The organism is Halomonas sp. TD01, from assembly GCF_923868895.1.
GTDB lineage: Bacteria > Pseudomonadota > Gammaproteobacteria > Pseudomonadales > Halomonadaceae > Vreelandella.
The window spans coordinates 2,633,774-2,657,912 of sequence record NZ_OV350343.1 but is presented as its reverse complement, the minus strand read 5'-3'; the positions used below and the strand labels follow the sequence as shown (position 1 = coordinate 2,657,912).

Below are 24,139 nucleotides of genomic sequence, written 5' to 3'. Positions count from 1 at the left end.
CTAATTGCTGTATCGGCGAAACATTTTGATCCATCTACAAAAGCTATTTTATCTGGATAATGAATCACTCATCATGCTAAAAATTTTACTTAACTAACTCAAGGGGCCTATAACGAAAAATTATGCTCAATAAACAGCATAAACAATTTTTTTGTATCATTCATTTTTGTTGATACTCAGTGACTTTGCAAAAAGCTAAAAACCTCAGGCCCGAAGAAAACCACTTTCGAACTTTTAGCATAAATCCAAAACCAAGTGAAGCAAAACAACCTGAAACTACTGTCTGAATAGCTTCCATATAGCAACCTTTAACTCAATGAATGATTTCACGCATCTTAAAAGCACAACACTAACGCACTTTAAAAATATAACTCAAGCAAAATATTTTTAGCGGCCACACACTCATAACAATATAAAGACAACAACTAGTCTTGTTAGAGTTGATCAAAGCGTCGGTATGATGGCTTAAAGAAGTTATTATCATCAGCTCTTAAAAGCAAAACAGATTCTATAAACTCATCAATCTGGGCGATATCAATTCTCCTAATGAGTTCAGGATTGACTTCCCAGAAACTAGCTTCAATAAGACGAGAAACAGTTTCTTCATCAAACCTCATACCAATACACCTAGCCGGCACACCAGCATAAATAGAATATGGAAGGACAGTTTTTGTAACAACTGCCCCCGCAGCTATTATTGCGCCACTACCAATTTTAACTCCAGACATAATGTAGGAGTTATCACCAATCCAAACATCATTCTCAATCTCAACTCTTATTCTTTTTATTGGATCAGAAAACTTTATTTTTGGCGGGTTTGAATTAACTTGAAAAAAAGGATTAGTAGAAATAGCATCAAAATCATGGGCGCCAGATCCAATAATTACATTGCGACCAATACTACAGTAACGGCCCACCATAACGCTAGATCTAATAAAACCGCTATTAAAATAGCTGGAAAAACCAAAACTGACCCCACCATGCATCTCTACTTTTCCAAGCATCACTTCAGGTTCATAGCGAAAATTATCGTGTGGCTTAAATTCTTTATTATATTTTAAACTCAAAACTAAGAACTCCATGACCTAACAATCAACACTCGTTTCATAAAACTCACATATCAATCATTCACGTTATAAAGATCTTGATATAGTTTTTCTAATAGCAAGATCAACATCCGCGATAACATTATCCACTCCAAAAAAATCTAACGAATTGTATCCAGCGGAACTTATACGCGACCAAATATCTTCACGCTCATATAGATTTTTACATACTTCGCCAAGCTCAAAAGGTGATGCTACCTCTACAGAAAGCGGAGATAAATACTCACTTAATGACTGCGGCATTTCTCGGTGTATAACAGGAGTTCCAGAAACCATAGATTCCAAAGGAACCATTTCAAATGTAGCTCCAGGAACAAGACACACAGTAAGCCTAAACTTATTCAATACCCGCCCTATGTCTTGAGTGTAAGGTATCACTTTCAGATAGTTGAGTGGAACATTATTTGTATGGTAATGCTTCAATACATAAATATTGACATGCGGCAGCTTAATTCTAATTTGCTCAACCCACTTTGCTAAGTTTCCGTTTACTAAAGAAGAGTTACTAAGCTTTGCAAGATCGCCAAGGAATATTCCCTCACGCTGTGAATAAGGTTTATTCTCGTACCTCTCAAGTGAGATAGTTTTCGGAAAAGGAACAATCATCTCTTTGGTTTTTTCTTTAAAAGAGTATTGCGTTGAGTTGGAAAAACTTGCAAAAAATATTTTTGGTTTTTCAAACTCTGAATTCAATTCCCATAGTTTGTCCTCGATCCATGCTGTCCTTTGCTTATTCAAATTAAACGATAAATTAACTGCACACACGCAGCCCTCTACTGCTAATTTTTTAATATACTCAATGCAGTCACCAAAATCTGGCCTATCTGGATCAGGAGCATAAGCCAAACAAAAGTCATATTTTCTGTTTACCTCACATTCATTAAGTTCTGAAAGGCAACACACATCAACTATATGCCCTAGTTTCTCAAGCCCATTTTTTAATAAATGAGAGCTTTTAAAACCCCCCCCCTTAACATTAATTTTAAAACGACCAACAATCAAAATTCTTAGCTTAGTATTTACGTAATTAACGCTCCAATCCGTAGCACTAACTATCTTATTTTGCTTTTCTTTTGTATTATGCCTTGATCCCTTGATGCTTTTAGAGCTGTGCTGATATATAGAAAACTCTTGACTGGCATCAGACTCATAAATCTCTCCTTTTTTATGCTCGATAACTACAAAAGGTATTCTTTGTTCTTGACCCAAAACCGCAAAGTATATATCTGCCATATTGGGTGATTTAAAATCTGCAAATGATACATTAATGTGGGAAGTATGAAACCCCATACAACCTGTACCCAATACATGTACCGGCGTATCATAAGGCCTCGGAGCTCCAAAAGAAAACACTCGACGTGAGTCCTTATTGTAGTAATTTACAAAAGGCTCAAGTATTACACTGCCATGCCAACCGACAACTACCGGATAATTATAATGCTGAATTCGTTTGACAATCCTGTTGATAAAGTCTTGGGGGTATATCAAATCATCATCACATGTAAAATAATATCCATCAAAATCATCAACCCAATAAAACTTTCCTGCATCACCTATTTCTCTAGAGAAGTCACTAGATAACTTGTATGTAATTTTTTCATTATTTTCAAGAAACTCTGGAACAGAATCGTATTTATCTAAGAAAACACCTATCCTATCTACTTGATCAATCAGTGATTGAACGGTTTGTTTCAAACAGTTAACTCGCTGAGGTATCGAGGCAATGCCTACGAAAATTTTATCATTTTCCTTATGATAAAAGTCACCACTCCATGAAACACTAACGTCTTTCTTTACGACTAAATCACGTTCATAATTGCCATTAGGAGAATCTATCTTTAAGCCTTCATTTATCCCAACCGACAGATAATGTAGTAATGCCCAGTCGCCTTTCCTGAAAAACCTTGAATATCGAGCAGTATAGTCCGCACTAGAAAATTTCGGCCCTGGATCACGCAAAAGACGATACCCATATTTCACGAAATGCTGCAAAGGAGATAAGTCACCTTCAAAAACATCAGGATATTTTTCGCAATACCATTTGCCATCGAAAAAACCCGACTCTTCAACTAATTCACATACTTCTTTTTTACTAAGCAAAACTTTTCCCCTATAACTAAATTACATGTAAATTATATTTTCGCCGCAAGCTTTAACAACTTTCTTTATATCTACAAAAGTGAAAATTTCCTTACAGTAAGAGAAAAGCTCCCTCCCCTCCTGAACAAACTCATTATGCTTAACAGTCACAACAACTGCATCATAGTAATTTTTCTTCGGCACACTGATTAAATCTAACCCGTATATTTCTTTTGCTTCATTTTTATCAACCCAAGGATCATAAACGTCCACATGTAACCCATAGGATTTAAGCTCTTTAATAAGGTCCACTACTTTACTATTACGTATATCAGGACAATTTTCTTTAAAGGTCATGCCCATCACTAGCACTTTGGCACCTTTGATCAACTGGCTTTTTTCAATCATGGCTTTGATCAATTTAGAGGCTACAAAGCGGGCCATGCCATCGTTGATTTCGCGCGCTTTACGAATCATATCAGGGATGTGGCCTACCGACATGGATTTATGTACTAAGTAATACGGGTCTACTCCTATGCAATGACCACCTACTAAGCCTGGTTGTAACTTGATAAAGTTCCATTTGGTAGCTGCGGCCTCAATTACATCATTGGTATCTATACCCAGGTGGCTGAAAATCATTGCCAGCTCATTGATAAGAGCAATATTGACATCGCGCTGGGTGTTTTCAATAATTTTAGAAGCTTCAGCTACTTTAATGCTGCTGGCCTTATGGGTACCTGCTTCAATAATGGTGCCATAAAGTTGGTCGACAAAGTCTGCTATTTCAGGCGTAGAGCCAGATGTCACTTTCATAATCTTAGTGACAGGGCGCTCTTTATCGCCTGGGTTTATACGCTCGGGGCTATAGCCCGCATAGAAATCCTGGTTGAATACAAGGCCGGAAACCTTCTCAACAACAGGTATACACTCTTCTTCTGTTGCACCCGGGTAAACCGTAGACTCGTAAATTACCACATCGCCTTTGTTTATTACACGCCCAAGCATTTCAGATGCTTTCACTAGTGGGGTAAGATCAGGCTGGCGGTGGTCATCGATGGGTGTTGGCACAGTAACAATTAATACGTTTGCTGCTTTCAGGTCTTCTTCATTACAGCTAAAAGCAAGATTGGGTGCAGCAGCCAGCTCGGCCTCACTTACTTCACGGGTGTTATCTTTACCCTGCATTAATTCTTCAATGCGCGTCTTTTTAATATCAAAACCAATGGTCGGGAAATATTTACTGAACGCGACTGCCAAAGGTAAACCAACGTAACCTAGACCTAAAATAGCAATTTTGGTATTTTCCATTTGCATGGCGCTTCTTACTCCTGATTATGTTTGCAGTGCGTTAACGATACTTGAATTTGATAATTCAAGCAGAAACGGTATTATCTTTTTCTTCTAATATGCGGGTTAAAATCGCTAGCTCCTTAAAGCGCTCGTTGATATTGGCGTCTTTTTCACGTAGCTGGCGCTGCATATCGCGCATCTGCTCGTGCAATTTTTTAACTTCTGCACTTTCAATGAGTGAATTAATCGTTGATTTCTCTTTACCTGATGCTACTTGCAGGTATTTGTCGCATAAGACAACATTAACGCTAAAAAGTGTTTCTCCATAGAGCTTTGCTGCTTTTTGGTAAAGTTTTTTAGCCGCTATGTAATCACCTTCATTGAAAGCGGCGTGTGCGCGTATAACGAGATCTTTTTCCATGATGTTGGCCCGTGAATAGTGAGTGGTGAATAGTGAGTGGTGGATAGTAAGTGGCGAATCATCCGGTTGGGGGCAAAATTCGATTCTCGGCTCCGCTACTCAACTCTTAGGCTGTAGGCATTGGGGAGTGTCAACCATTGGGCAGGGCGTTGGCGGGTTTCGAGCAGCGTATCCCAATAGGAGACTAAATTGCTTTCCTGTGGATAGCTATTGCTCTCCAGCACGATATCTAGCCGCTGCGTGGGCAGTTGCTTTAATAATAGCGGTAAGGCTACTTCTCGGCTGTGGCCTGCTTCAGGTAGCGTTTCCCCTACAATGATCAGCACGCGGGCATCTTCTGGCAGCCATTGATTAAGCCGTTGCAACGTGGTTTCCGCTGAGTAAAACAGCGCTGTTTGGTCGTTGGCCTGGCACTCACCCCATGGGGCGTAAACCACATTCACCGCGTGGCTAAGGCGCTTGTTGTTTAAGCGCTCTTTGAGTTCGTCACTGACCGTTTTCTGATGCTGAATGCTCACTATGGTTTGCGGTAAATCATCGTGAGAAAGCGTCACTTCATTATGAGTCTCTTGCCGCTGGCCGTTTTGCCTAATTAAGCGTGGTTGCTCTGTCCGGGCATTGATAATGCTCTGAGCAAGTAGCTCTGTGGTGTTCAAGCTGCCGAAAATCACCACCACATCATGATGGTGGGTATCATAGTGTACTAGCAGCGCCATAGCGTAACCGGGCGCAAGCTGAGTACTGACAGGGCGCTGCCCATGTTGCAAATAGTGCGTCAGTGCCTGCTCATCACGCTGTTGGCGGGCGCTTCGGGTAACGTGCTGGCCAAGCGCGCTGGTCGTTTGCTGAATGTAGCTGCGCTGTTCGCCGAACAATGATTCCAGTTTGCTTTCTAACTGCCCAAAACGTTCGTTACTATGCTTTAACGTAGCTAGCTGTTCGCTGAGCTGGCTGATCATAGCGTCTTTTTCAGTTAGCTGCTGCTGGGCCTCAACTAGTTTAGCCTCAGATTCTTCATGCTGTTTTTTACTATTGGCAAAGTAGCGCTGGTAATTCTCGCGTTCTTCTTCACTAAGCGTTAAATTTTCTTGAAGGCTTTCTGACTGGGCCTGCTGAGTTGTTAGCTTTGCCTGCAGCGCTTTAATTTGCTCAGCGCCCTCTTCTGCTTGCTGCTTGCGATTAATAAACCAAGCGTGAGTTTCTTCCAGTTTTTTCAGCGCTTTCTGTTCGGATTGAACAGCATTTTGTAACTGCTGTTCTACAGCTTCATATTTCTGTGTTACATCTTTAAGTCTTTGCTCACTTTCCTGGTGTTCTTTTTGATGCTGCTGGCTAACTTTAATCGCTTGGTTTAGCTGCTTCTTCAGCGTATCGCGCTCTTCGGTTAGCTGGCTTAATTGGGTATCACGCTCGGCTAGCTCCGCGTCTTTTTCTTTCAACTGGGCATCTTTTTCTTTCAGCTGTTGCTGGGCTTTTTGGGCACTCTGCTTGCTGTTTTGCTCGGCTTCCGCAAGCGTTTTCTTGAGCGCATCACGCTCTTCTGTCAGCTGTTTAAGCTGACTAGCACGCTCACCCAACTGGGCATCTTTTTCTTTCAACAGTTGCTGGGCTTTTTGGGCACTCTGCTTGCTGTTTTGCTCGGCTTCCGCAAGCGTTTTCTTCAGCTTGTCGCGCTCAGTGCTTAGCTGTTCAAGTTGGCTAGCACGCTCACCTAGCTGTGCATCTTTTTCTTTCAGCTGCTGCTGAGCTTTCTCGTCGCTTTGCTTGCTGTTTTGCTCAGTATCCGCAAGGATTTTCTTGAGCGCGTCATGCTCTTCTGTCAGCTGTTGAAGCTGACTATCCCGCTCACCCAACTGGGCATCTTTCTCTTTCAGCTGTTGCTGAGCTTTCTGTGCATATTGCTTACTGTTTTGCTCGGTTTCAGCGAGCGCTTTCTTCAGTGTGTCTCGTTCTGCGCTTAGATGACTAAATTGGGTTTCATGTTCAGCCAGCTGTTCTTGAACAGCTTTCAACTTGCTATAGAGAGGGTTACGAGTAAGCTCGATGAGGAAAAAATCTGGGTCTTCAGCATCTTGAACACCAACCTCAAAACCATGCTGTTCACACCATTGAGCCAGCTCAACGTTGGTGGCCATTCCCTCGTAAAGACTCAGCGGGCTGGTACGCACCCAAAGATGAGTTAACTGATCCAGCAAACCTGAGTGATTAAATACTTGTAGCAAGCTGAGAGCGATTTCCGGTTGCTCGATAATCAAATGGGTTAGCGTGGCTTGGCTTAAACCAGCCTGTTCCAGCGCTTGAGGAAGCGTTTGGGTATCCACGGTTTGATGGCGAGCCTTACCCAACCCTGGATAGAGACTGGTTAACTCACTAGCAGGAGCCAAGCTGTTAAAGTCTTTCAGCGTATAGGCATAGCACACCGCCTCTCCACCGGGGGGGGTCACTGGCTGCTCCGTAATGTGCAAAGCAGGCAAGTTTTTTGCTAACGCCTGCTGACGATCAAGCATAGGGGAAAGCGGTGCCAATAATGTGACTTGGTTTACATGTTTTAGCAGCGTTTCGCTTTCTTCACGTAGCGGGCCAATGTGTACTAGCAGGTCAACATTCTGGCTCATGCTTTAGCCCCCTTCGCTATTGTTTGAAGCGCTGACAACTGGTATTGAGGTGGGTGTATCTCGCGATTTTCCTCTTTTCCATAGCGAAGGTAATGCAGCAACGGATGCTGGCCAGAGGCAGCGACATCTTCATAGTGAGTAAGATAAAACTCAGTACTGAACAGTGGCCCTGGGTGGCGGCCATCAATGGCACCAAACTTGATGAAATGCTCAGCGGGTTTGATATTGGCCTGAGCTACGTCTGGGTATTGCTTACAGTACCACTCGGCATCAAACAGCGGGCTAGCTTCTAGCATGGCTACCTGTGAGGGCAACGCCTTCTTGTAGCTGCGGATTTCGCGGTAAGCTACAGCTGCGTGGCGCTGGGCATGCACACGTAGCCACTGCACCAAACGCTCTAGGCGGTGTATACGCTGTTCACTTTCCGTGCGCAGAACGTTGAGTTCTGTTTGGCGCTTTTCCAGCTGCTGGCGGAGGTTTATCTGCTCAGAAGCGTTCTTTTCAAGCTCTTGCTGGTTTTGCGGGTATACCGTGAATAGCTGCTCAGATAGTGCTTGCTGTTCTACATACAACGTTTCATACGCCTGTTGGGCCTCCTGCAGGGTACTCAGCAATTGCACATTTTGCGCTGCAGTGAGTTCCTGCTGGGCAATCGCTTGCTCTCTGTGCTCAAAATCAGTGGCCCTGACTTGCTGCAACATATCGAATATTTCAGCGGCTTCTATTTGCACATTTTGCAGCGCCTGCAAAATGACTGCTTGGTCTTTCTGCTCTGTCTCCAAAACCTGTTTAAGTGTTTGGTTTTCTTTTTGCAGCGTTTGAACATGTTGCTGAATAGCACTTTGTTCTTTGCGCTGAGTCTCAACGTTCATCTTAAGTGTGTCAGAAGCCTGTCCAAGTGCTTCGTTTTCTTTTTTCAGCACCTGATTGTGTTGCTGAGTAACATCTTTCTCTTTGCGCTGAGTATCAAAAGCTTGCTTAAGTGCTTCGTTTTCTTTTTTCAACGTTTGAAGATCATTGATTCCTTCTGCTAAGAATTCTTGTGTGTTTTGGAGTTGTTGGAGCACTAGGGCGTACTCATCGTGGGTACTACTCAATTCACCTTTCAGGCGGGCAATATCCTGCTGCTGGCGTTCCTGGGCGGCGTCTGCCTCTTTTAGCGCACGACCATTTCGCTGGCCTTGCTCACTCTCCGCTTGCCGAGCGTGATATTCGCTCAGCGCTGCTTGAGCCATCTCTGCCTCGCGCGCCTCTACAACCGGGCACTCCTTGCTGCTGGCTGCCAAGTAGGCATAGGTATCTTGTAATGCTTGAGATTGACTGCTCAGATACGCCGCTGCTAGTTGATATATCGGATTTTCAGAGCGGTCTATCACTGGCGCTTTAATCACTTCTAATTCACAGCCAGGCATGTAACCAGCCAACGTCACTTGACGGCGAGCTGAGCGAAAAAGCGCGAGTAAACGTTTAGCTTGCGACAGCCAATCACTTAACGCTTCCTCGCCTGTTGTCCCGGTTGCCAGGCTAGCCGCCAGCCAAGCAACAGGCTGCGGCCAAGCGATGATACATGCATGCGCTGTCTCTTTTTTCAGCCAGCTTTTAAGTGACGCTAACGCTTCTTCACTAAACATATCAATCACCAGCAATTGGTCTTCAACGGTGCTGGCTTCATCAGTGCTGGGCTGCCCCTTTGCAATGTCGCTTAACGTTAGTTCAGTCGCGTTTTGCTCGCGCAGGGCGGCGCCTGATTCGGCCTTGAATTTATCTATTCCTACGTACACGACTAAGGACATGGTGAGAGCAGCTCCATTCTTTTCTTTAGCAATCATTAATTTTAATTAAAACGAGGGGCATTTGGCAAACTTAAGCCTTGTTTATCTTTGGCTGAAAGCATGGGTGCCCGGCTGTTTACCAACGGCCATTGAATATTAAGTGTGGGGTCATCCCAGCGCAGCGATACTTCATCCCCTGGGGCGTAGTAATCGGTGCATTTGTACTGAAATTCGGCTTGTTCACTGGTGACATAAAAGCCATGAGCAAACCCGGGTGGCACCCATAACATTTGCTTGTTCTGCTCGCTAAGCATTGCGCCAACCCACTGGCCGAAGGTTGGCGAACTTTGGCGCATATCTACCGCTACATCGAAGACTTCACCTTGGGTTACCCGCACTAGCTTGCCCTGCGGCTGTTGGTGCTGGTAATGAAGGCCACGCAGTATGCCTTGGGCGGATTTACTGTGATTATCCTGCACAAAGGTGTGATGCCCACAGTGGGCTTCGAATTCGCTTTGGCGAAAGGTTTCCATGAAGAAGCCGCGCTCATCGCCGAAGACTTGGGGGGTAATAAGCACAACATCAGGAATGGCGAGTTTTTCGTATTGCATATCTAAACCGTAAGAGGTGAAAGGTGAGGAGCTTGATGTAAGGCTTGAGGGGTAAGATTACTTTCTCCTCACTACTCACCCCTTACTTATTACCTTTCGTTTTGAGTAGGCGTTGTAGGTATTGGCCATATTGGGTTTTAGCGAGTGGTTTGGCGAGCTCAGCTAAGCATTCGTCGCTGATCCACTGCTGCTGCCAGGCGATTTCTTCTAGGCAAGCGATTTTAAGACCTTGGCGGTGTTCAATCGTTTGTACGTATTGGCTGGCTTCTAACAAGCTGTCATGAGTACCGGTGTCTAGCCAAGCGAACCCGCGACCAAGACGCTCTACGCGTAAATCCCCCCGCTGCAGGTAGGCGTTGTTCACACTGGTGATTTCTAGCTCGCCGCGCTCTGAAGGAGTTACCTGCTTGGCAATATCTACTACGTCGTTATCGTAGAAATACAGTCCGGTGACGGCGTAGGCAGATTTTGGCTTTTTTGGCTTTTCTTCGATGGAAATAGCGCGGCCCTGCTCGTCAAATTCCACCACGCCGAAACGTTCAGGGTCTTTAACTAGATAACCAAATACCGTCGCGCCCGACGTATGCGAACTGGCACGCTTTAACTGATCAGAGAAGTGCTGACCATGGAAGATGTTGTCGCCCAACACTAAGCAAACAGAACTTTCGCCAATAAATTCTTCACCGATTATAAACGCCTGGGCTAGGCCGTCGGGGTTAGGCTGTTCTGCGTATTGCAGGCGAATGCCAAAATCTTCGCCGGTACCCAGCAGGTTTTGATATTGAGGTAAATCTTCCGGCGTTGAGATGATCAGAATGTCGCGGATGCCTGCCAACATGAGCACCGAGATCGGGTAGTAGATCATCGGTTTGTCGTAAATCGGCAGGAGTTGCTTGGATACACCGCGGGTAATGGGGTGTAACCGCGTGCCCGAGCCACCGGCCAGGATAATGCCTTTACGGTTTTGGGTGTTGCTCATACTCAACTCGCTGTAATAATTTTTTTTGCCACGGATATACACGAAAAGGCACGGATAAGATCAACAACAAAAAACCAACATATGAATATTAAGAATATGGTTTTATCCGTGGACTCCGTGTAGATCCGTGGCAAAACTCGTCGCTTCCGTAGCTTAAAAATTATCTAGATATTCTTTAAGCGTTAAGGCCAGCTGGCTTTGCCAAGGTGGCATGGTGATACCTAATGCGCTTTCTAGCTTGCCTAGCGCCATGCGTGAATTCAGTGGGCGCTGGGCGGGTGTTGGATACTCTACCGTGGAGATGCCGGCAACACCCTCGGGAGTGATGGCAAGAACTTCCTTTAATTCACGGGCTTGGTTAAAAATCTCACTGGCGAAGTCGTGCCAGTTGGTTTCCCCTCTGGGTGCTAAGTGGTAGATGCCTTGGGGGATGTGAATAGAGAGCCGTGTGCCATGAGCCACGAAAGACAACGCGGTGATTTGAGCGATTAAACGTGCGGGGGTGGGCGCGCCTATTTGATCGTTAACGATATTCAGCGTGTCTCGCTCGCGGCCTAGGCGAAGCATGGTTTTCATGAAGTTGTTGCCACGGGCGGCATACACCCAGCTAGTGCGAAAAACCAGGTAGCTGGCACCGCTTTCAGACACCGCTTGATCCCCTTCCAGTTTGGTTTCACCGTAGACGCTTAGCGGGCCAGTGGGGCTGTCTTCCTGCCAGGGTGTTTCGCCGCTGCCTGGGTAAACGTAATCCGTTGAGTAATGCACCAGGGGGATGCTCCGCTTCGCGGCGTAATTAGCCAGTTGCGCGGGCAGTTTGGCGTTTAAGCGCCTTGCCTGTTCTGGTTCGCTCTCGGCATTATCAACGGCTGTGTAGGCAGCGGCATTGAGGACCAAATCAGGCTGGTGTTTTTCAAGATACGCATCGACAGCTTCGGAGTTGGTTAGGTCGAGTTCTTGGCGTGTCGGGGCCAGGATAGTACCGAATGGAGCAAACTGGCGCTGGAGCTCAAAGCCTACTTGGCCATTGCCGCCGGTGATGAGGATGTTCATGGAGAAGCCTTAACGTCAAACGATTGCGTAACCTGTAGCGCGGTGTAACGAGGCCGCGAGGAACGAGCGATACCGAGGCACCCGCGAAACTCAAGCGTCTGTTGCGGGTGCGCCGTAGGCTTACCACGCACTACAAAACCCAGTAATACCGACCTATCGTAAAACCCGTAGCGCGGTGTAACGAGGCCGCGAGAAACGAGCGATACCGAGGCACCCGCGAAACTCAAGCGTCTGTTGCGGGTGCGCCGTAGGCTTACCACGCACTACGTATTGGCGCCTAGGCGTTGACCTTGATAGCTACCGTCTTGTACGCGTTTCCACCAGGTTTCGTTGGCGAGGTACCATTCGACGGTTTTGCGTAGGCCAGTTTCGAAGGTTTCTTCTGGCTTCCAGCCCAGTTCGCGTTCAATTTTGCTAGCATCGATGGCGTAACGAACGTCATGGCCTGGGCGGTCGGTGACGAACGTGATCAGTTGTTTATGTGAATCGTGAGTGGTGAGTGGTAAGTGGTGAGAATTACCCTTCACTTTGTATGGCACTAGCTCATCCAAAATCTCACAGATAGTCTCTACTACATGTAAGTTAGTTTGTTCGTTGTGCCCGCCGATATTATAGGTTTCGCCTATACGACCTTCGGTGGCAACTTTGATCAGGGCTCGGGCATGATCTTCTACATAGAGCCAATCCCGAATTTGCTGCCCATCGCCATACACCGGCAGCGGTTTGCCAGCCAGGGCATTGAGAATCATCAACGGAATTAGTTTTTCCGGAAAATGGTACGGCCCGTAGTTGTTAGAACAGTTGGTGACAAGTGTAGGCAGGCCATAGGTGCGCTGCCAAGCGCGAACAAGATGGTCTGAACTGGCTTTACTCGCCGAATAGGGTGAGCTAGGAGCGTAGTGAGTTTCTTCTGTGAAGAGGTCGTCAGTGCCTTCTAGGTCGCCATACACTTCATCGGTGCTTATATGATGAAAGCGAAACACTGCTGCTTTATCGGCATCTTGTTGCTGCAGGTCTTTCCAGTAAGCTCGGGCGGCTTCTAGCAGAACTGCAGTACCAACCACGTTGGTTTGAATAAACGCAGCGGGGCCGTCGATAGAGCGGTCTACATGGCTTTCTGCTGCTAAGTGCATCACCACATCAGGCTGGTGCTGTTCAAACAGCTGCTGCATGGCAGGGGCATCGCAAATGTCCGCTTGCACAAATGCGTAGCGCTCATTGGCAGAGACGCTTACCAACGATTCTAGGTTGCCAGCATAGGTGAGCTTATCGATATTCACGACACGGTGGTCGGTATTCTTAATTAGCTCACGAATAACGGCAGAACCAATAAATCCTGCACCACCGGTGATTAAAAACGTTTTTCTCATTAACTATCTCATTAACTATCTCATTAACTATCTCACCAACTAACTCATCAGCCATCTCATCAACTATCTCATCAACGCTGGCACTATCGTTCGCTTTGTCGAAGCTCTAAATTTGCCCGCGCATCTTTAGCTCTGTTGCCTGCTTCTTGAACCGCTTTTTTCGCCGCGACCAGCGCCGCTTTATCATCTTGCTCTTTGGCATCAGCCAGGGTTTCTTGAGCAGCTTTTAAATCGGCATGGCAGGCTTGTAGGTATTTACGAGCGCCCACAACATCGCTAGGCAGTTCGGCATGACGTTTCTTTTCATCGACATCTGAGTGATAGGCAGCAATGGCATCATTGATATCGTCATACCAGTAGGCATTACCCTTTTTGAGATAAACCCCTGCCTGGCAGAGGTCCTTCAAAATGCCTTCTGAGTGAGACACCATTATCAAAGAGGCTTGGCCTGTTTTTGCTTCAAATAACTCTTTGGCTTTGGCTTTAAATGCACGATCGCCCACGGCAGTGGCTTCATCGGAGATGTAGACGTCAAAATCAAACGCGAGCGATAGACCGAAAGAAATACGTGATTTCATACCCGATGAGTACGTGCGGATTGGCTCATCGAAGGCAGGGCCAATTTCAGCGAACTCTTCCACGAACTTGATAACTCTCTTGACTTCTTCGGGGTCACTGCCTTGCACGCGAGCAACGAATTTAACGTTTTGGCGCCCCGTCATATTGCCCTGCATACCACCAGAAAGCCCTACCGGCCAAGAAACACGACTATGTCTAATTACCTCGCCGCGCTCGGGGGTGTCCATACCAGCAATTAGACGTAAAAGCGTTGATTTACCTGCCCCGTTCGCACCAATCAAGCCCACACTGACGCCCATAGGGATTGTGAAATTGACGTCTTTTAGTACCCAATTACTACCGTGGTGATTGTGGTAGCGTTTGTAGAGATGTTTGATTTCAATCATTTTAAATTCGTGAATAGTGAGTGGTGAATAGTGAATAGGAAATTCATGGGCAAGTAAGTTTCACCGACTCTTTAGGTGTTTAATAGGTAGCAAGCGGTAAGCGAACCGCACTACAAATTGATATCAAGCGGTTTGCTGTTGCGCTGATAAAGCGCTTCTAGTTCATTTTTGAGCGCGTGCTTGGCGGCTTGGTCACCGTGCACAAGGCGTATGGTATGGGGCCAGCGTCGCATGCGCTTTACAAAATTAAGCAGGTCTTTTTGATCTGCATGGGCGGAATAGCCGCTGATGGTGGTAATGCCAGCATGGATATCGATGCGCTGACCATCTATTTCCACCCAACCGCCCTGTGGGCCGTGTTGCTGTATCATTCGTCCTGGCGTGCCTGCGCCTTGATACCCCACAAACAATACCTGATGACGCGCATCGCTTAGCATGGCTTTTAGGTAGTTCATAATGCGGCCACCTGCACACATGCCGCTGGCCGCAATGACTACCGCTGGGCGGCTGGTTTTCGCTAAGTATTGGACAGTTTGCTCGTGAGCTTCGTGGCTTTCTACGGTGTAGAGATTTTCGAAACTGAGCGGGTGACGGCCACTGCGTAGGCGGCGGTGGGCTTCTTTATCCCAATAGGGCTTTAGCTGGCGGTATACGTGGGTAAAGCGGGCAGCAAGAGGTGAATCAACAATGATTTCCAAGTCTTGCCAACGGCTTTGCTTGGGCTTCGATTTAGCCTCGAAAATAATGCCTTCCAGCTCGTATAGCAGCTCTTGGGTGCGGCCTATGCTAAAGGCAGGCACCATTACCGTACCCCCGTTAGCGAGGGCTTGTTCAATGGCATTTTTTAGCGTGGCACGCCGTTTGCGGCGACCTTGATGCTGGCGGTCGCCGTAAGTACTTTCAAGGACTAGCTGGTCACAACTATAAGGCGACTTAGGCGCAGGCAGCAATGGTGCATAGGGTGCCCCTAAATCACCGCTGAAGACAATGCGCTCTTTGTGGCCATTGGCATGCTGGTGGGCGATCTCTACGTAGCTAGAACCGAGAATGTGCCCTGCCCTTTTGAGCTTGATGCGGGTAGTGATGCCATTGCTTGCATCCACATTTTCACCAACCAAGGTGTGCCACTTACCGTAGGGCACACTGACGATTTGTGATTCAAGCTGCGCTTGAAAGCGCTGAATCAGGTCTGCATTACGCGTAAAGCCGATCTTTAGGGCGTCTTCAATGACCAGCGGTAGCAGCATTGCTGACGGGATGGAGCAAATAATTGGGCCTTTATAACCCGCCGCCAGCAGGTAAGGTAGCCGCCCCACGTGGTCAATATGTACGTGGGTAACGACAAGAGCACTAACGGTGCTGATATCAAATTCAATTTGCAGCTGTTGAAAACTGTCTTCAGCCGCGTCTTCGCCTTGAAAGAGGCCGCAATCCACCAGTAGTGAGTGTTCGCTGTTGAGAATAAGCTGGTGACAGCTACCCGTCACCCCTGCCGCACCACCATGATGGATAATCTCAAGCATCGAAATTCCTTTTTCGGTGGCGCTAGTTGGCGTCGGTGCTGATATTGAGCAGGTAACATTGCTGGGCGGCTACGCCGCCGTTGCTGGTGCCTCGGTTTCGCTCGTTACGCCGCACTACATATTTGCCTTTCAGGTTATGTGGCATGGCGCTTCTATTCGCGGGTGCCTCATTTGCTCGTGCCTCGCAAGATTCGTTACACCGCGCTACACGTTTGCCTTTCGGGTTATGTGGCATGGCGCTACACGTTTGCCTTTCGGGTTTTGTAGCGCGTGGTAAGCGAAGCGCACCCGCGGGCAATGTGCAGCATAGGCACGGCGTTAGATTTCAGGCAGCTTGACTTTTCAAAAGTGGCCAAGCCCCTTGCTTAGAGGCATCTAAAATAACGATTTCTGTGATTGTCCCGTCTTCTGCATAGCTAATATGCGTATTCCAGTCTTGAGACACTTCTTTGATGGTCGTTTTTTCAGACAAATGCAGCACTAAAATATCGTCTGCCTCATCGTAAGTAGTCCGCATTACTTTTCCTCCCACTCAAAATGATGCATTACCGTTTTCACTACAATTTTGTCCTCTAGGACTGCTGCAACGCATAAGAGATTGTCTTGCCTATTATCAAAATTTTTTGCCACCCACACTCGCACATCATCTTTATGCTTAACCGTGCCTGCTTCTATCAATTCGATTAACTCACCATCATTTATGTTTCTAGCAGCCATTCTTTCGCTAGCATGACGAGTGATGTGTATGTCTGAGTTAAATCGATGGCTATACATAGTTAAGGCTAGCTCATTTTTCAAATCAGGTAATGTAGCGCGAAGCGTTGACGGTAGGGAGCTTTTAGGCGGCTGCGCCGCCTGATATTGAGCAGGTAACATTGCTGGGCGGCTACGCCGCCGTTGCGGGTGCCTCGGTTTCGCTCGTTCCTCGCGACCTCGTTACGCCGCACTACATATTTGCCTTTCAGGTTATGTGGCATGGCGCTTCTATTCGCGGGTGCCTCATTTGCTCGTGCCTCGCAAGATTCGTTACACCGCGCTACACGTTTGCCTTTCGGGTTTTGTGGCATGGCGCTACACGTTTGCCTTTCGGTTTTTGTAGCGCGTGGTAAGCGAAGCGCACCCGCGACCTCGTTACGCGGCGCTACAAAATTCCACCTTAATCCCTGTGGTCCTTCACAATCATCATGATCATGCTGAAAATGAAGGCTAAGAAGATAGTGATGATGGCAAATACACTGCTGTTGTAAAGGCGGTTTGGTTCGGTTGGGTATTCTGGGAATAGCGGGCTTTGCAGCACGCTCACCTGTTTAAGCTGACGGGCGGCTTCCAAGCGGGTATTTTCCAACGCCGCTAACGCGCTGGAGTAAGTTTCTTGTGCGAACTGGGCTTGAAGCTCTAGCGTTTCGTATTCCGCAGATATGCGGTTTAGCGAATTCCCCGTTGCTTGCGCTAGGCGGTCACGCTGCTCGACGATTTGATCTCGCAATGCGGTGATGCTGCGCTCTACTTGGCGTAGCTCAGCTGATTGCGAGCTTTGGAAACTGGCCAACGCGTTACGTTGCGCTTGCAAACGGGCCAAGTCGCCTTCTAGCGTAGCCACTACTTGGTTGATGCTTTCCACCGTGGAGGTTGGCGATACTAAGCCGTACTCGTTTTGAAATTCGAGCAGCTCAGTGCGGGTATCACGAAAACGATCTTCCAGGCGAATCATCTGCTGTTCTAAAAAGCGAACCTGCTCTTCCGCTAAGCGGTGGCCCATTGTATTCATGTGGTTTTCGCCAGCGTCTAGCAGCAGCGCAGCCATATCTCGGGCGAATTCTGGTGTGTAGCCTTGGACGTGAATATTCAGAACGCCGGCATATTCATCCAACTCTACCTCAACCCGGCGCAGATAGTATTTGTGCAAGTCTTCAATGGGGACATTAGGGTCGCGCAGCTTGGCAAAAATATCGCCGTGTTCGCTGTAGTGCTGGCGAATATCGAGCTGCTCATCAAGCAGGCGCAGCATATCAACAGAAAGTAGATGCTCTCGAAGCAGCAAAAGATCGGCCGTATTCCCCCCACCGCCGCCCATCAAGGAGGAAAGGCTGAATTCCGGCGTGGCTACCTGGGGGCTTTCTAGCACCACGGTAGCCCGAGACACATAGCGCTCTTCTGCCCATACAAACCAATAAAAAGACACTAGCAAAATAGCAATAAATGCTAACGCCCAGTGGGGAGATGTTTTTACAAATCGACGCAGGGAAACTTGCATGAATTATTTTGCCTTTAACTTATCAACAAAGCGCAGGTGCATCAGCAAACCTAGCGATATTAAGGTGAAAGTGAACAGCCACATGTAAAGCATGCTGGTACCTTGCACCACTTCATAATTTTCGAAAAACCCTAAGCGAAGTGTTTCTAATCCATGAGGAATGGGGTTCAGCATTAAGTATTCCAGCAGCCAGTGAGGCAGACTATTTAATGGCAAAATAACACCAGAAATAATTAATAGTGGCAGCGAAATCATGCGAATGACAATACCTATTTCAGGCACTAATGTTGCAGCAACAGATGTGACCAGCCCTGCCCCTAAGCCTAAACTCCAAAGTGACAACCAAGCCGCAATAGCGCGTATCGCGTTATCTGGGTACATATCTAGCCCCAGCATTAATCCACCACCAATAAAGATCAAAAAAACCAAACTGCGTAACGTTCCTTCAAGAAAATTACGCACTAATACCGGGTCAATCGGTTGTACTTGGCGGTAGGCAAACAGTGCTTTATTACCATCAATTGCACCCATGCCGCGAATCATACCCTCACGCACAAGAAAAAAGCCCATCATCCCTGTAATCATCCACGGCATAAAGGGAGCATTAGTAATTAGGCGTCCACCACCACCCACAAAGCTACGAATACCCACCATAATTGCCACCAGGGCAAACGGCTCGAAAACCATCCAGAACCAGCCCATGCGGTCGCCCATGGTGCGGGAGAGCGCTTCTCGCACGAACATGGCGTACCAAACGCTACGAGTGACTTGCCAAGGCGTGCGGGCGCCTTTCGGCGCGCCTTTTACATTTGCCATAGCTCTACTTTTAAATAAGTGAGATGTGAGGCGTGAGGCGTGAGGTGTTAGTGGTTTTACCCCTCACACCTCACCCTTCACCATTTACAGATCAACTGCGACGCGAGTAGCGACAGCGATTTGGAACAATATCTGCGTGAGCGTAGAGGCTAGCTGCAGATTGTGGGTAGGTGCAGCGGGCATGACAAGAATTTCATCCCCAGGGCGCAAGTTGACGTTGCGAGCGTTTTCTACTGCACCGTTCTGACGAACAACGAGAATGTGGTCTTCATCGGCGCGGTTGGTGAAGCCACCAGCACTTTCGATGTAATCAATCACATTCATGCCAGGACGGAACACCGCTGCTTGGGGCACGAGTACTTCGCCGCTGATGAGCATGGAGTCACTCAACTCAGGAATGGTGATGACGTCGCCATCCTGCAGACGGATATCGGAAATACGGTCGTTGTAGGCAACCACCAAACGGCCACTTGGTTCTAGCTCGCGGGCACGCTCAATGAAGTTTTGGATAAGTTCGGCTTCTTGAGCGCGAATTCGAGCTTCTTCATTAGTGCTGGATTCAGCGCTTAGGTAGGTGGTTTCTAAGCGGCGTAAGCTATCTTCCATGGATTGCTGTTGCTGCTGCCTGACGCTTTCACGCTGTAGCGAGATGCTTTCCACTGCGGTCATGTTTTCAGGCACCGGAATGGCATCGAGTAGTTCGCTTAAGCGTGCATCACGGGGTAACGCGTAACGTGAAGGCCCGTAGTAACTGCCTTCCACTTCAACCACGATGGTTTCACTGCGCTTATCGGCACTGAACAGGACTTCATCGCCGCTACGAATGGTTTGGCCGTAGAACATATCAATCGGGAAATATTGGGCAATGGGCCCCTCTTCCCGGTTGCCGCGTAGCAGAACATGGGAAACACCACTTCTCAAGCGCGCCAGATTAACTAATTCAGCGCCACTTAATTGGTTGCCCAGTAGCTCATAACGGTGCTCGCGGTGCACATCACCCCCCACTGCAATCGCGGGGCCGCGCTCTTCTACCACAATGGTATCGCCGTCTTGAAACTGCGGACGGGCAATAGAGCCATTGATAAGGAAGTCGTAGAGATCGACCGTGGCAACAGTGCGGTCGTTACGCATCACGCGAATTTGACGATAACTGCCTAAGTCTTGGTCGATACCGCCTGCTTGATCGAGGAAATAGAGCACCGAGTCGTTTGGTGTGCCTGCAAAACGACCTGGGTTTTCAACATAGCCTGTCACAAAAACAGCAACAGGTTGAACACCCTGTACGTTGGTGTAGACCTGTACGTTTTCTGGATAAACCGACGTAATGGCACCGCGCACACTGCTTTCTACTTGCTGGCTATTTTGGCCCTCTACATTTAATGGGCCAGAACCAGGAATAAAGATATTGCCCTGAGCATCTACAGGTATCACTCGTTCAAACTCAAACGCTCCCCAGGCGCGCACGGTAATTTGATCACCGGGCTTTACTTGGTAGCTAGCGTTCAGGCCATCGCCCATAGCGCCACGAAACCCACCGCTAAACAGATTGGCCCCAAACGGTGGTAACGCATCAGGGTTTTGCGGCTGAGCGCTAACAGGCCCATAGGTGCCGCTTCGCCAATCGGCGCGGGGCGTATCATCCACCTGCTCTTGCTGCTCGCGAGCCTGCCCTTCCGGCAGAATAGTATTGGGCAAGCTAATGCTTTGCGCCCACCCCGAACTGCTTATGGCACTGCTGATGACAACAAAAGAAGCAACGGCAAGAGGGCGTTTAAACGAAAGCCGTTTAAGGAGACGAATAGCGTTCATTAGTAGCGCCCTTGTGCTGCAGAGGATGTAACGGAGGTGCTTTGACTCAGCACCCGCTGATTAACCCAGCCATTGGGAGTTTCGCAAGTGAGGGCGGTGCGGGCAGCGCTGCCTCCGGCTTCTGTTACACGCAGTTGCCTGCACGCTCTGCCGCTGGCGGCTAGATAGGGAGCACCGGCAATGATTTCGACGTTATCACCCCAAGGGCTGCGCACTAGGTTCATGACTGCCCCGGCTGGCGCTTGAGATAGAAAGCCATTGAGGTTGTCGTCACCCAACAGTCTAGCTGAGTCGGTATTCAGCACGTATTGGGCTTGCTGCTGTGTGCTGTTGGGATAGGTAGCGCAGCCGCTTACTACGGCAACGCTTAACGCTGCCAACAGCATGCGAGCTGGCCGCGTCAGAGAAAGTAGGCTATTTGACATGATGATTTCCAGTAAAAAGGCACGCTACCGCCCAGGGATTCTAACGGGCGTATTCCCTTGCCCTACGCTGTGCGGCTTAAAAAGTGGTTAACCTGTGCTAACAAAGCGATGCCATTGTAAGGTATTAACAAGCGAGGCTCTACGTTGACAAACCTTATACAATCAATTAATTAAATTTTGCTACATTACCAATGATACACATAAAAAAAGCCAGCTTTATGAAAGCTGGCTTTTTTCATCACGGGATCAACAACTTAAAAATCAACTTTGACTCATAGCAGGATTAGCTTCCCTCGTAAGGTTTGCATAGATACCCCAAAACGAGGCTAGTAAAAAAGCATACATCATTACACCGCTGTTATGCGTCAGGAACGCTTGAGATAGGCCAAAGTCGATATAGGTGACTGGCAGCAGCACCCCAGCGGTAGCAATGGCACGAACTGCTAAGTTATCGGCTTTTATCTGCTTGGCAAACAGTCGCATAGGGATAATGTATAGCGCTAACAAAACAAACAGGCCAATCAAACCACGCTTGGCAAAGGCGTCAATAAATTCATTGTGCGCATGGCCGTACTGAGCGGCTTCTTGATTAATAACGCCCTTCTCCCCCAGCGCCGCCATCGCTTGCTCGTAGCCGTTACTTCCCCAACCTACCAACGGTTTCTCTTGAATTAGCAGCGTTGCACCACGCCACATTTCAAACCTAGACCCCACCGAGGTAGCGCGGTTCTCGCCTGAGATATACAAATTGACATCACTAACCGCTTGATGAACACGACTTTGCACACCAAGCTGTGGCACTGCGTAGACGGCGATACCAGCGGTTAATACTGCCACAATAGCCGCTACTTTTAGCTTCGGTGAAAGCCCTGTTCCGTAAGCGCGATATAGCACCAGTAACACGATAGGAAAACCTACCCAGCCACCTCGGCTGCCTGAAAATAGCGAGCCTAGTATGCCGCCCATCGCCCCCAGCAGCATGAAAGCCACCCATCCGTTGCGCTGACGCTGAACAACTGCCCACCCAAGCCCTGCTAAACAAAGCACCCCTAACAACATACTTAGGTTGCCAAATTGGATAACGTGGGTGTGGCCTCCTGCGCGCGAAACGCCTTCAAATAACTTTTGCCACCCTGCCCAACTGCCAGCAGATATCGCCCCAACAGCGATCCCTCCCCATAAAAAAGCGAGTTTAGGAGGGTGGGCAATTACCCACCACAGCGCAGGGACGGCGAGTATAAAACGAATGGGTTTATCGATCCCCCTACTGCCTTGTGCATCCCACCAGACCTCAGCCAGGCTAACCAGTGCATAGGCCATTAAAGCGGCGATGACCCATCGATCTTGGGCGGTGAACTGCGGCAAACGCCTCATTACCAAAAGACCAACGCCCGCGAAAAACAGAACCACAGCCCCCAGCGAATAGCCACTAGGGATCACCAGCGACAAGGCTCCTAACAGAAAAATCGCCACACTAGTTAACCAGTGTGGCGTGTATAGTGTGCCGTTTGCAGGCGAATTTTGAGACACCATCAAAGCAAGGTTCCTAATGACTGTTGAACACTCGCAAAAGCCGATAAGCCTTCACACGGGCTTACATTATTACAGGGCTTATACTGTCGAGCCAACCATCACCTTGAAAAGCGTACTTTATATCATTTTGTTAGTAGGCGTTTTTATTGATAAAACCTTTAAAAACAGTCATTACAATGATCTTTAGATCCAGCCATAAAGACCAGTTATCGATGTACCAAAGATCATACTCGACGCGCCGCTGCATTTTTTGCAGGGTGTCCGTTTCCCCCCGCAACCCGTTGACCTGTGCCCAGCCAGTAATGCCAGGCTTTACCTTATGGCGTCGCATATAAGACTCAACCAGCTCTTTATACTGCTCGTTATGAGCTAATGCGTGAGGGCGCGGCCCAACTATCGACATTCGCCCCTGCAGCACATTGAAAAACTGCGGCAACTCATCTAACGATGTGCGCCTTAAAAACGCACCAATTTTGGTAATACGGCTATCGTTTTTCTTCGCCTGGGTGACCTGCCCATTATTTTCATTGTGCACGTGCATAGAGCGGAATTTATAGACTTTAAAGTGTCGCCCATTGGAGCCTTCTCGATACTGCTTGAAAAGCACCGGCCCCGGAGATGTGAGCTTAATGGCTAACGCAATCGCCGCACATACCGGCAATATAAGCAGGGAAATTAACGACCCGATCACAACATCTTCAGAACGCTTGATAAAGCGTGACATGCCACTCATTGGGGAAACGCTTAAATCGATGGCGTAATGGCCTGCCACTTCCGACATGCGATGATTCAGCAGATGCATATCTTGAAAAGCGGGAATAAAACGCACTTCCGCGGTGTGATTACGCAGCGCGTAAAACAGTGCTCGCACCGTTTCACCCATTTCAAAGGGCACGCAGATCCACACTTCCCGAGCGCTAGATTCATTGATACGTCGCGCAATGCGATCTATACAGACATCATTAAGTGGCGCTTTAATACGCTCAACACCGGCAATAGTATGGCCTTCCCAAGAGGCACTACGAATCCCTTTGGCAACATCGAGTACGTTTTGACTTGGCCCAATTAGAAATACTGGCCGACGCGCACCACCTCGCAAACGCACGTGCCGCAGCCCTAACTGAACCAGCAACCGCGCCCCGCCCGCCATTAGAAAAGACGCCACTAGCGTTAACCCTATCCACAGCCTTGAGTAACGCTCTGCGGCGTGAGCGAAATAGATTAATGATGCGGCGGTAATTCCAACGGCTAACCAGACCAACAAGAGTTTTGCCAACATGTGATAAACGGGCGTGATTCGCCAACGTTTATAGCTCTCTGACATGCTGTTGATCACTAACACCAATAAAGCAATGCAGATTAACGCCAACACATACCGCTCATGAAGCTGAAACGAGCCAAAGCGCATGAGATGTGCCAGCCAACCGCCCACAAAAATGGCGAACACATCAAAAAACGGAAATACCACCTGCGGTGGGTAACGCTCCGAAAACGTCATTGTTTTTGGATTACCCATCG

General features: G+C 47.9%; 21 protein-coding genes. All 21 read right to left on the bottom strand.

What is annotated here, in order from left to right; all coding sequences use genetic code 11:
• Positions 1 to 434 precede the first annotated feature (434 nt).
• Positions 435 to 1,067 carry a CatB-related O-acetyltransferase gene (locus L1X57_RS18855; RefSeq protein ID WP_186004631.1) on the bottom strand — a complete coding sequence of 211 codons (633 nt, stop codon included), beginning with the start codon at positions 1,065 to 1,067 and terminating at the stop codon, positions 435 to 437.
• Between the two features lie 66 nt (positions 1,068 to 1,133).
• Positions 1,134 to 3,206: a hypothetical protein gene (locus L1X57_RS11945; protein ID WP_234667732.1), complete on the bottom strand. Its 2,073-nt coding sequence runs from the start codon at positions 3,204 to 3,206 to the stop codon at positions 1,134 to 1,136.
• A 21-nt stretch (positions 3,207 to 3,227) separates the two neighbouring features.
• Positions 3,228 to 4,502, bottom strand: a complete 1,275-nt coding sequence (locus L1X57_RS11940; protein WP_009721811.1) for a nucleotide sugar dehydrogenase — start codon at positions 4,500 to 4,502, stop codon at positions 3,228 to 3,230.
• A 58-nt stretch (positions 4,503 to 4,560) separates the two neighbouring features.
• The gene (locus L1X57_RS11935; protein WP_009721810.1) at positions 4,561 to 4,899 is read right to left on the bottom strand and encodes a hypothetical protein; all 339 of its coding nucleotides are present in this window, start codon (positions 4,897 to 4,899) and stop codon (positions 4,561 to 4,563) included.
• Positions 4,900 to 4,994: 95 nt separating this feature from the next.
• A complete protein-coding gene (locus L1X57_RS11930; RefSeq protein ID WP_009721809.1) occupies positions 4,995 to 7,514 on the bottom strand; it encodes a hypothetical protein in 2,520 nt (839 codons plus the stop codon).
• Entirely contained in the window at positions 7,511 to 9,307 is a 1,797-nt protein-coding gene (locus L1X57_RS11925; protein ID WP_009721808.1) for a hypothetical protein, read from the bottom strand. The genes L1X57_RS11930 and L1X57_RS11925 overlap by 4 nt, the downstream gene beginning before the upstream one ends.
• 41 nt (positions 9,308 to 9,348) lie before the next feature.
• Positions 9,349 to 9,897 carry a dTDP-4-dehydrorhamnose 3,5-epimerase gene (gene rfbC, locus L1X57_RS11920; protein ID WP_009721807.1) on the bottom strand — a complete coding sequence of 183 codons (549 nt, stop codon included), beginning with the start codon at positions 9,895 to 9,897 and terminating at the stop codon, positions 9,349 to 9,351.
• Between the two features lie 82 nt (positions 9,898 to 9,979).
• Complete coding sequence (rfbA, locus tag L1X57_RS11915; protein WP_009721806.1) at positions 9,980 to 10,876, bottom strand: glucose-1-phosphate thymidylyltransferase RfbA; 897 nt, start codon at positions 10,874 to 10,876, stop codon at positions 9,980 to 9,982.
• A 153-nt stretch (positions 10,877 to 11,029) separates the two neighbouring features.
• Positions 11,030 to 11,926: a dTDP-4-dehydrorhamnose reductase gene (gene rfbD / locus L1X57_RS11910; RefSeq protein ID WP_009721805.1), complete on the bottom strand. Its 897-nt coding sequence runs from the start codon at positions 11,924 to 11,926 to the stop codon at positions 11,030 to 11,032.
• Positions 11,927 to 12,189: 263 nt separating this feature from the next.
• Positions 12,190 to 13,296 (bottom strand): dTDP-glucose 4,6-dehydratase, encoded by a 1,107-nt coding sequence (gene rfbB, locus L1X57_RS11905; protein ID WP_009721804.1) that lies wholly within the window; start codon positions 13,294 to 13,296, stop codon positions 12,190 to 12,192.
• Positions 13,297 to 13,379: 83 nt separating this feature from the next.
• Positions 13,380 to 14,261 carry an ABC transporter ATP-binding protein gene (locus L1X57_RS11900; protein WP_009721803.1) on the bottom strand — a complete coding sequence of 294 codons (882 nt, stop codon included), beginning with the start codon at positions 14,259 to 14,261 and terminating at the stop codon, positions 13,380 to 13,382.
• Between the two features lie 110 nt (positions 14,262 to 14,371).
• The gene (locus L1X57_RS11895) at positions 14,372 to 15,784 is read right to left on the bottom strand and encodes an MBL fold metallo-hydrolase RNA specificity domain-containing protein (RefSeq protein ID WP_009721802.1); all 1,413 of its coding nucleotides are present in this window, start codon (positions 15,782 to 15,784) and stop codon (positions 14,372 to 14,374) included.
• 22 nt (positions 15,785 to 15,806) lie between these two features.
• Positions 15,807 to 15,929: a hypothetical protein gene (locus L1X57_RS18810; RefSeq protein WP_009721801.1), complete on the bottom strand. Its 123-nt coding sequence runs from the start codon at positions 15,927 to 15,929 to the stop codon at positions 15,807 to 15,809.
• Between the two features lie 180 nt (positions 15,930 to 16,109).
• On the bottom strand, positions 16,110 to 16,301 hold the full coding sequence (locus L1X57_RS11890; protein WP_009721800.1) for a DUF2283 domain-containing protein: 192 nt from the start codon (positions 16,299 to 16,301) through the stop codon (positions 16,110 to 16,112).
• Positions 16,301 to 16,660, bottom strand: a complete 360-nt coding sequence (locus L1X57_RS11885) for a DUF4258 domain-containing protein (protein WP_221927876.1) — start codon at positions 16,658 to 16,660, stop codon at positions 16,301 to 16,303. The genes L1X57_RS11890 and L1X57_RS11885 overlap by 1 nt, the downstream gene beginning before the upstream one ends.
• Before the next feature lie 280 nt (positions 16,661 to 16,940).
• A complete protein-coding gene (locus tag L1X57_RS11880; RefSeq protein WP_009721798.1) occupies positions 16,941 to 18,038 on the bottom strand; it encodes a chain-length determining protein in 1,098 nt (365 codons plus the stop codon).
• Positions 18,039 to 18,041: 3 nt separating this feature from the next.
• Positions 18,042 to 18,854, bottom strand: coding sequence for an ABC transporter permease (locus tag L1X57_RS11875; protein WP_009721797.1), 813 nt, complete (start codon positions 18,852 to 18,854; stop codon positions 18,042 to 18,044).
• 84 nt (positions 18,855 to 18,938) lie between these two features.
• The gene (locus tag L1X57_RS11870; RefSeq protein ID WP_009721796.1) at positions 18,939 to 20,663 is read right to left on the bottom strand and encodes a polysaccharide biosynthesis/export family protein; all 1,725 of its coding nucleotides are present in this window, start codon (positions 20,661 to 20,663) and stop codon (positions 18,939 to 18,941) included.
• Positions 20,663 to 21,088 (bottom strand): DVU3141 family protein, encoded by a 426-nt coding sequence (locus tag L1X57_RS11865; protein WP_009721795.1) that lies wholly within the window; start codon positions 21,086 to 21,088, stop codon positions 20,663 to 20,665. The genes L1X57_RS11870 and L1X57_RS11865 overlap by 1 nt, the downstream gene beginning before the upstream one ends.
• Positions 21,089 to 21,349: 261 nt before the next feature.
• Positions 21,350 to 22,621: an O-antigen ligase family protein gene (locus L1X57_RS11860; RefSeq protein WP_009721794.1), complete on the bottom strand. Its 1,272-nt coding sequence runs from the start codon at positions 22,619 to 22,621 to the stop codon at positions 21,350 to 21,352.
• Positions 22,622 to 22,751: 130 nt separating this feature from the next.
• A complete protein-coding gene (locus L1X57_RS11855; RefSeq protein WP_009721793.1) occupies positions 22,752 to 24,137 on the bottom strand; it encodes an undecaprenyl-phosphate glucose phosphotransferase in 1,386 nt (461 codons plus the stop codon).
• Positions 24,138 to 24,139: the final 2 nt, after the last annotated feature.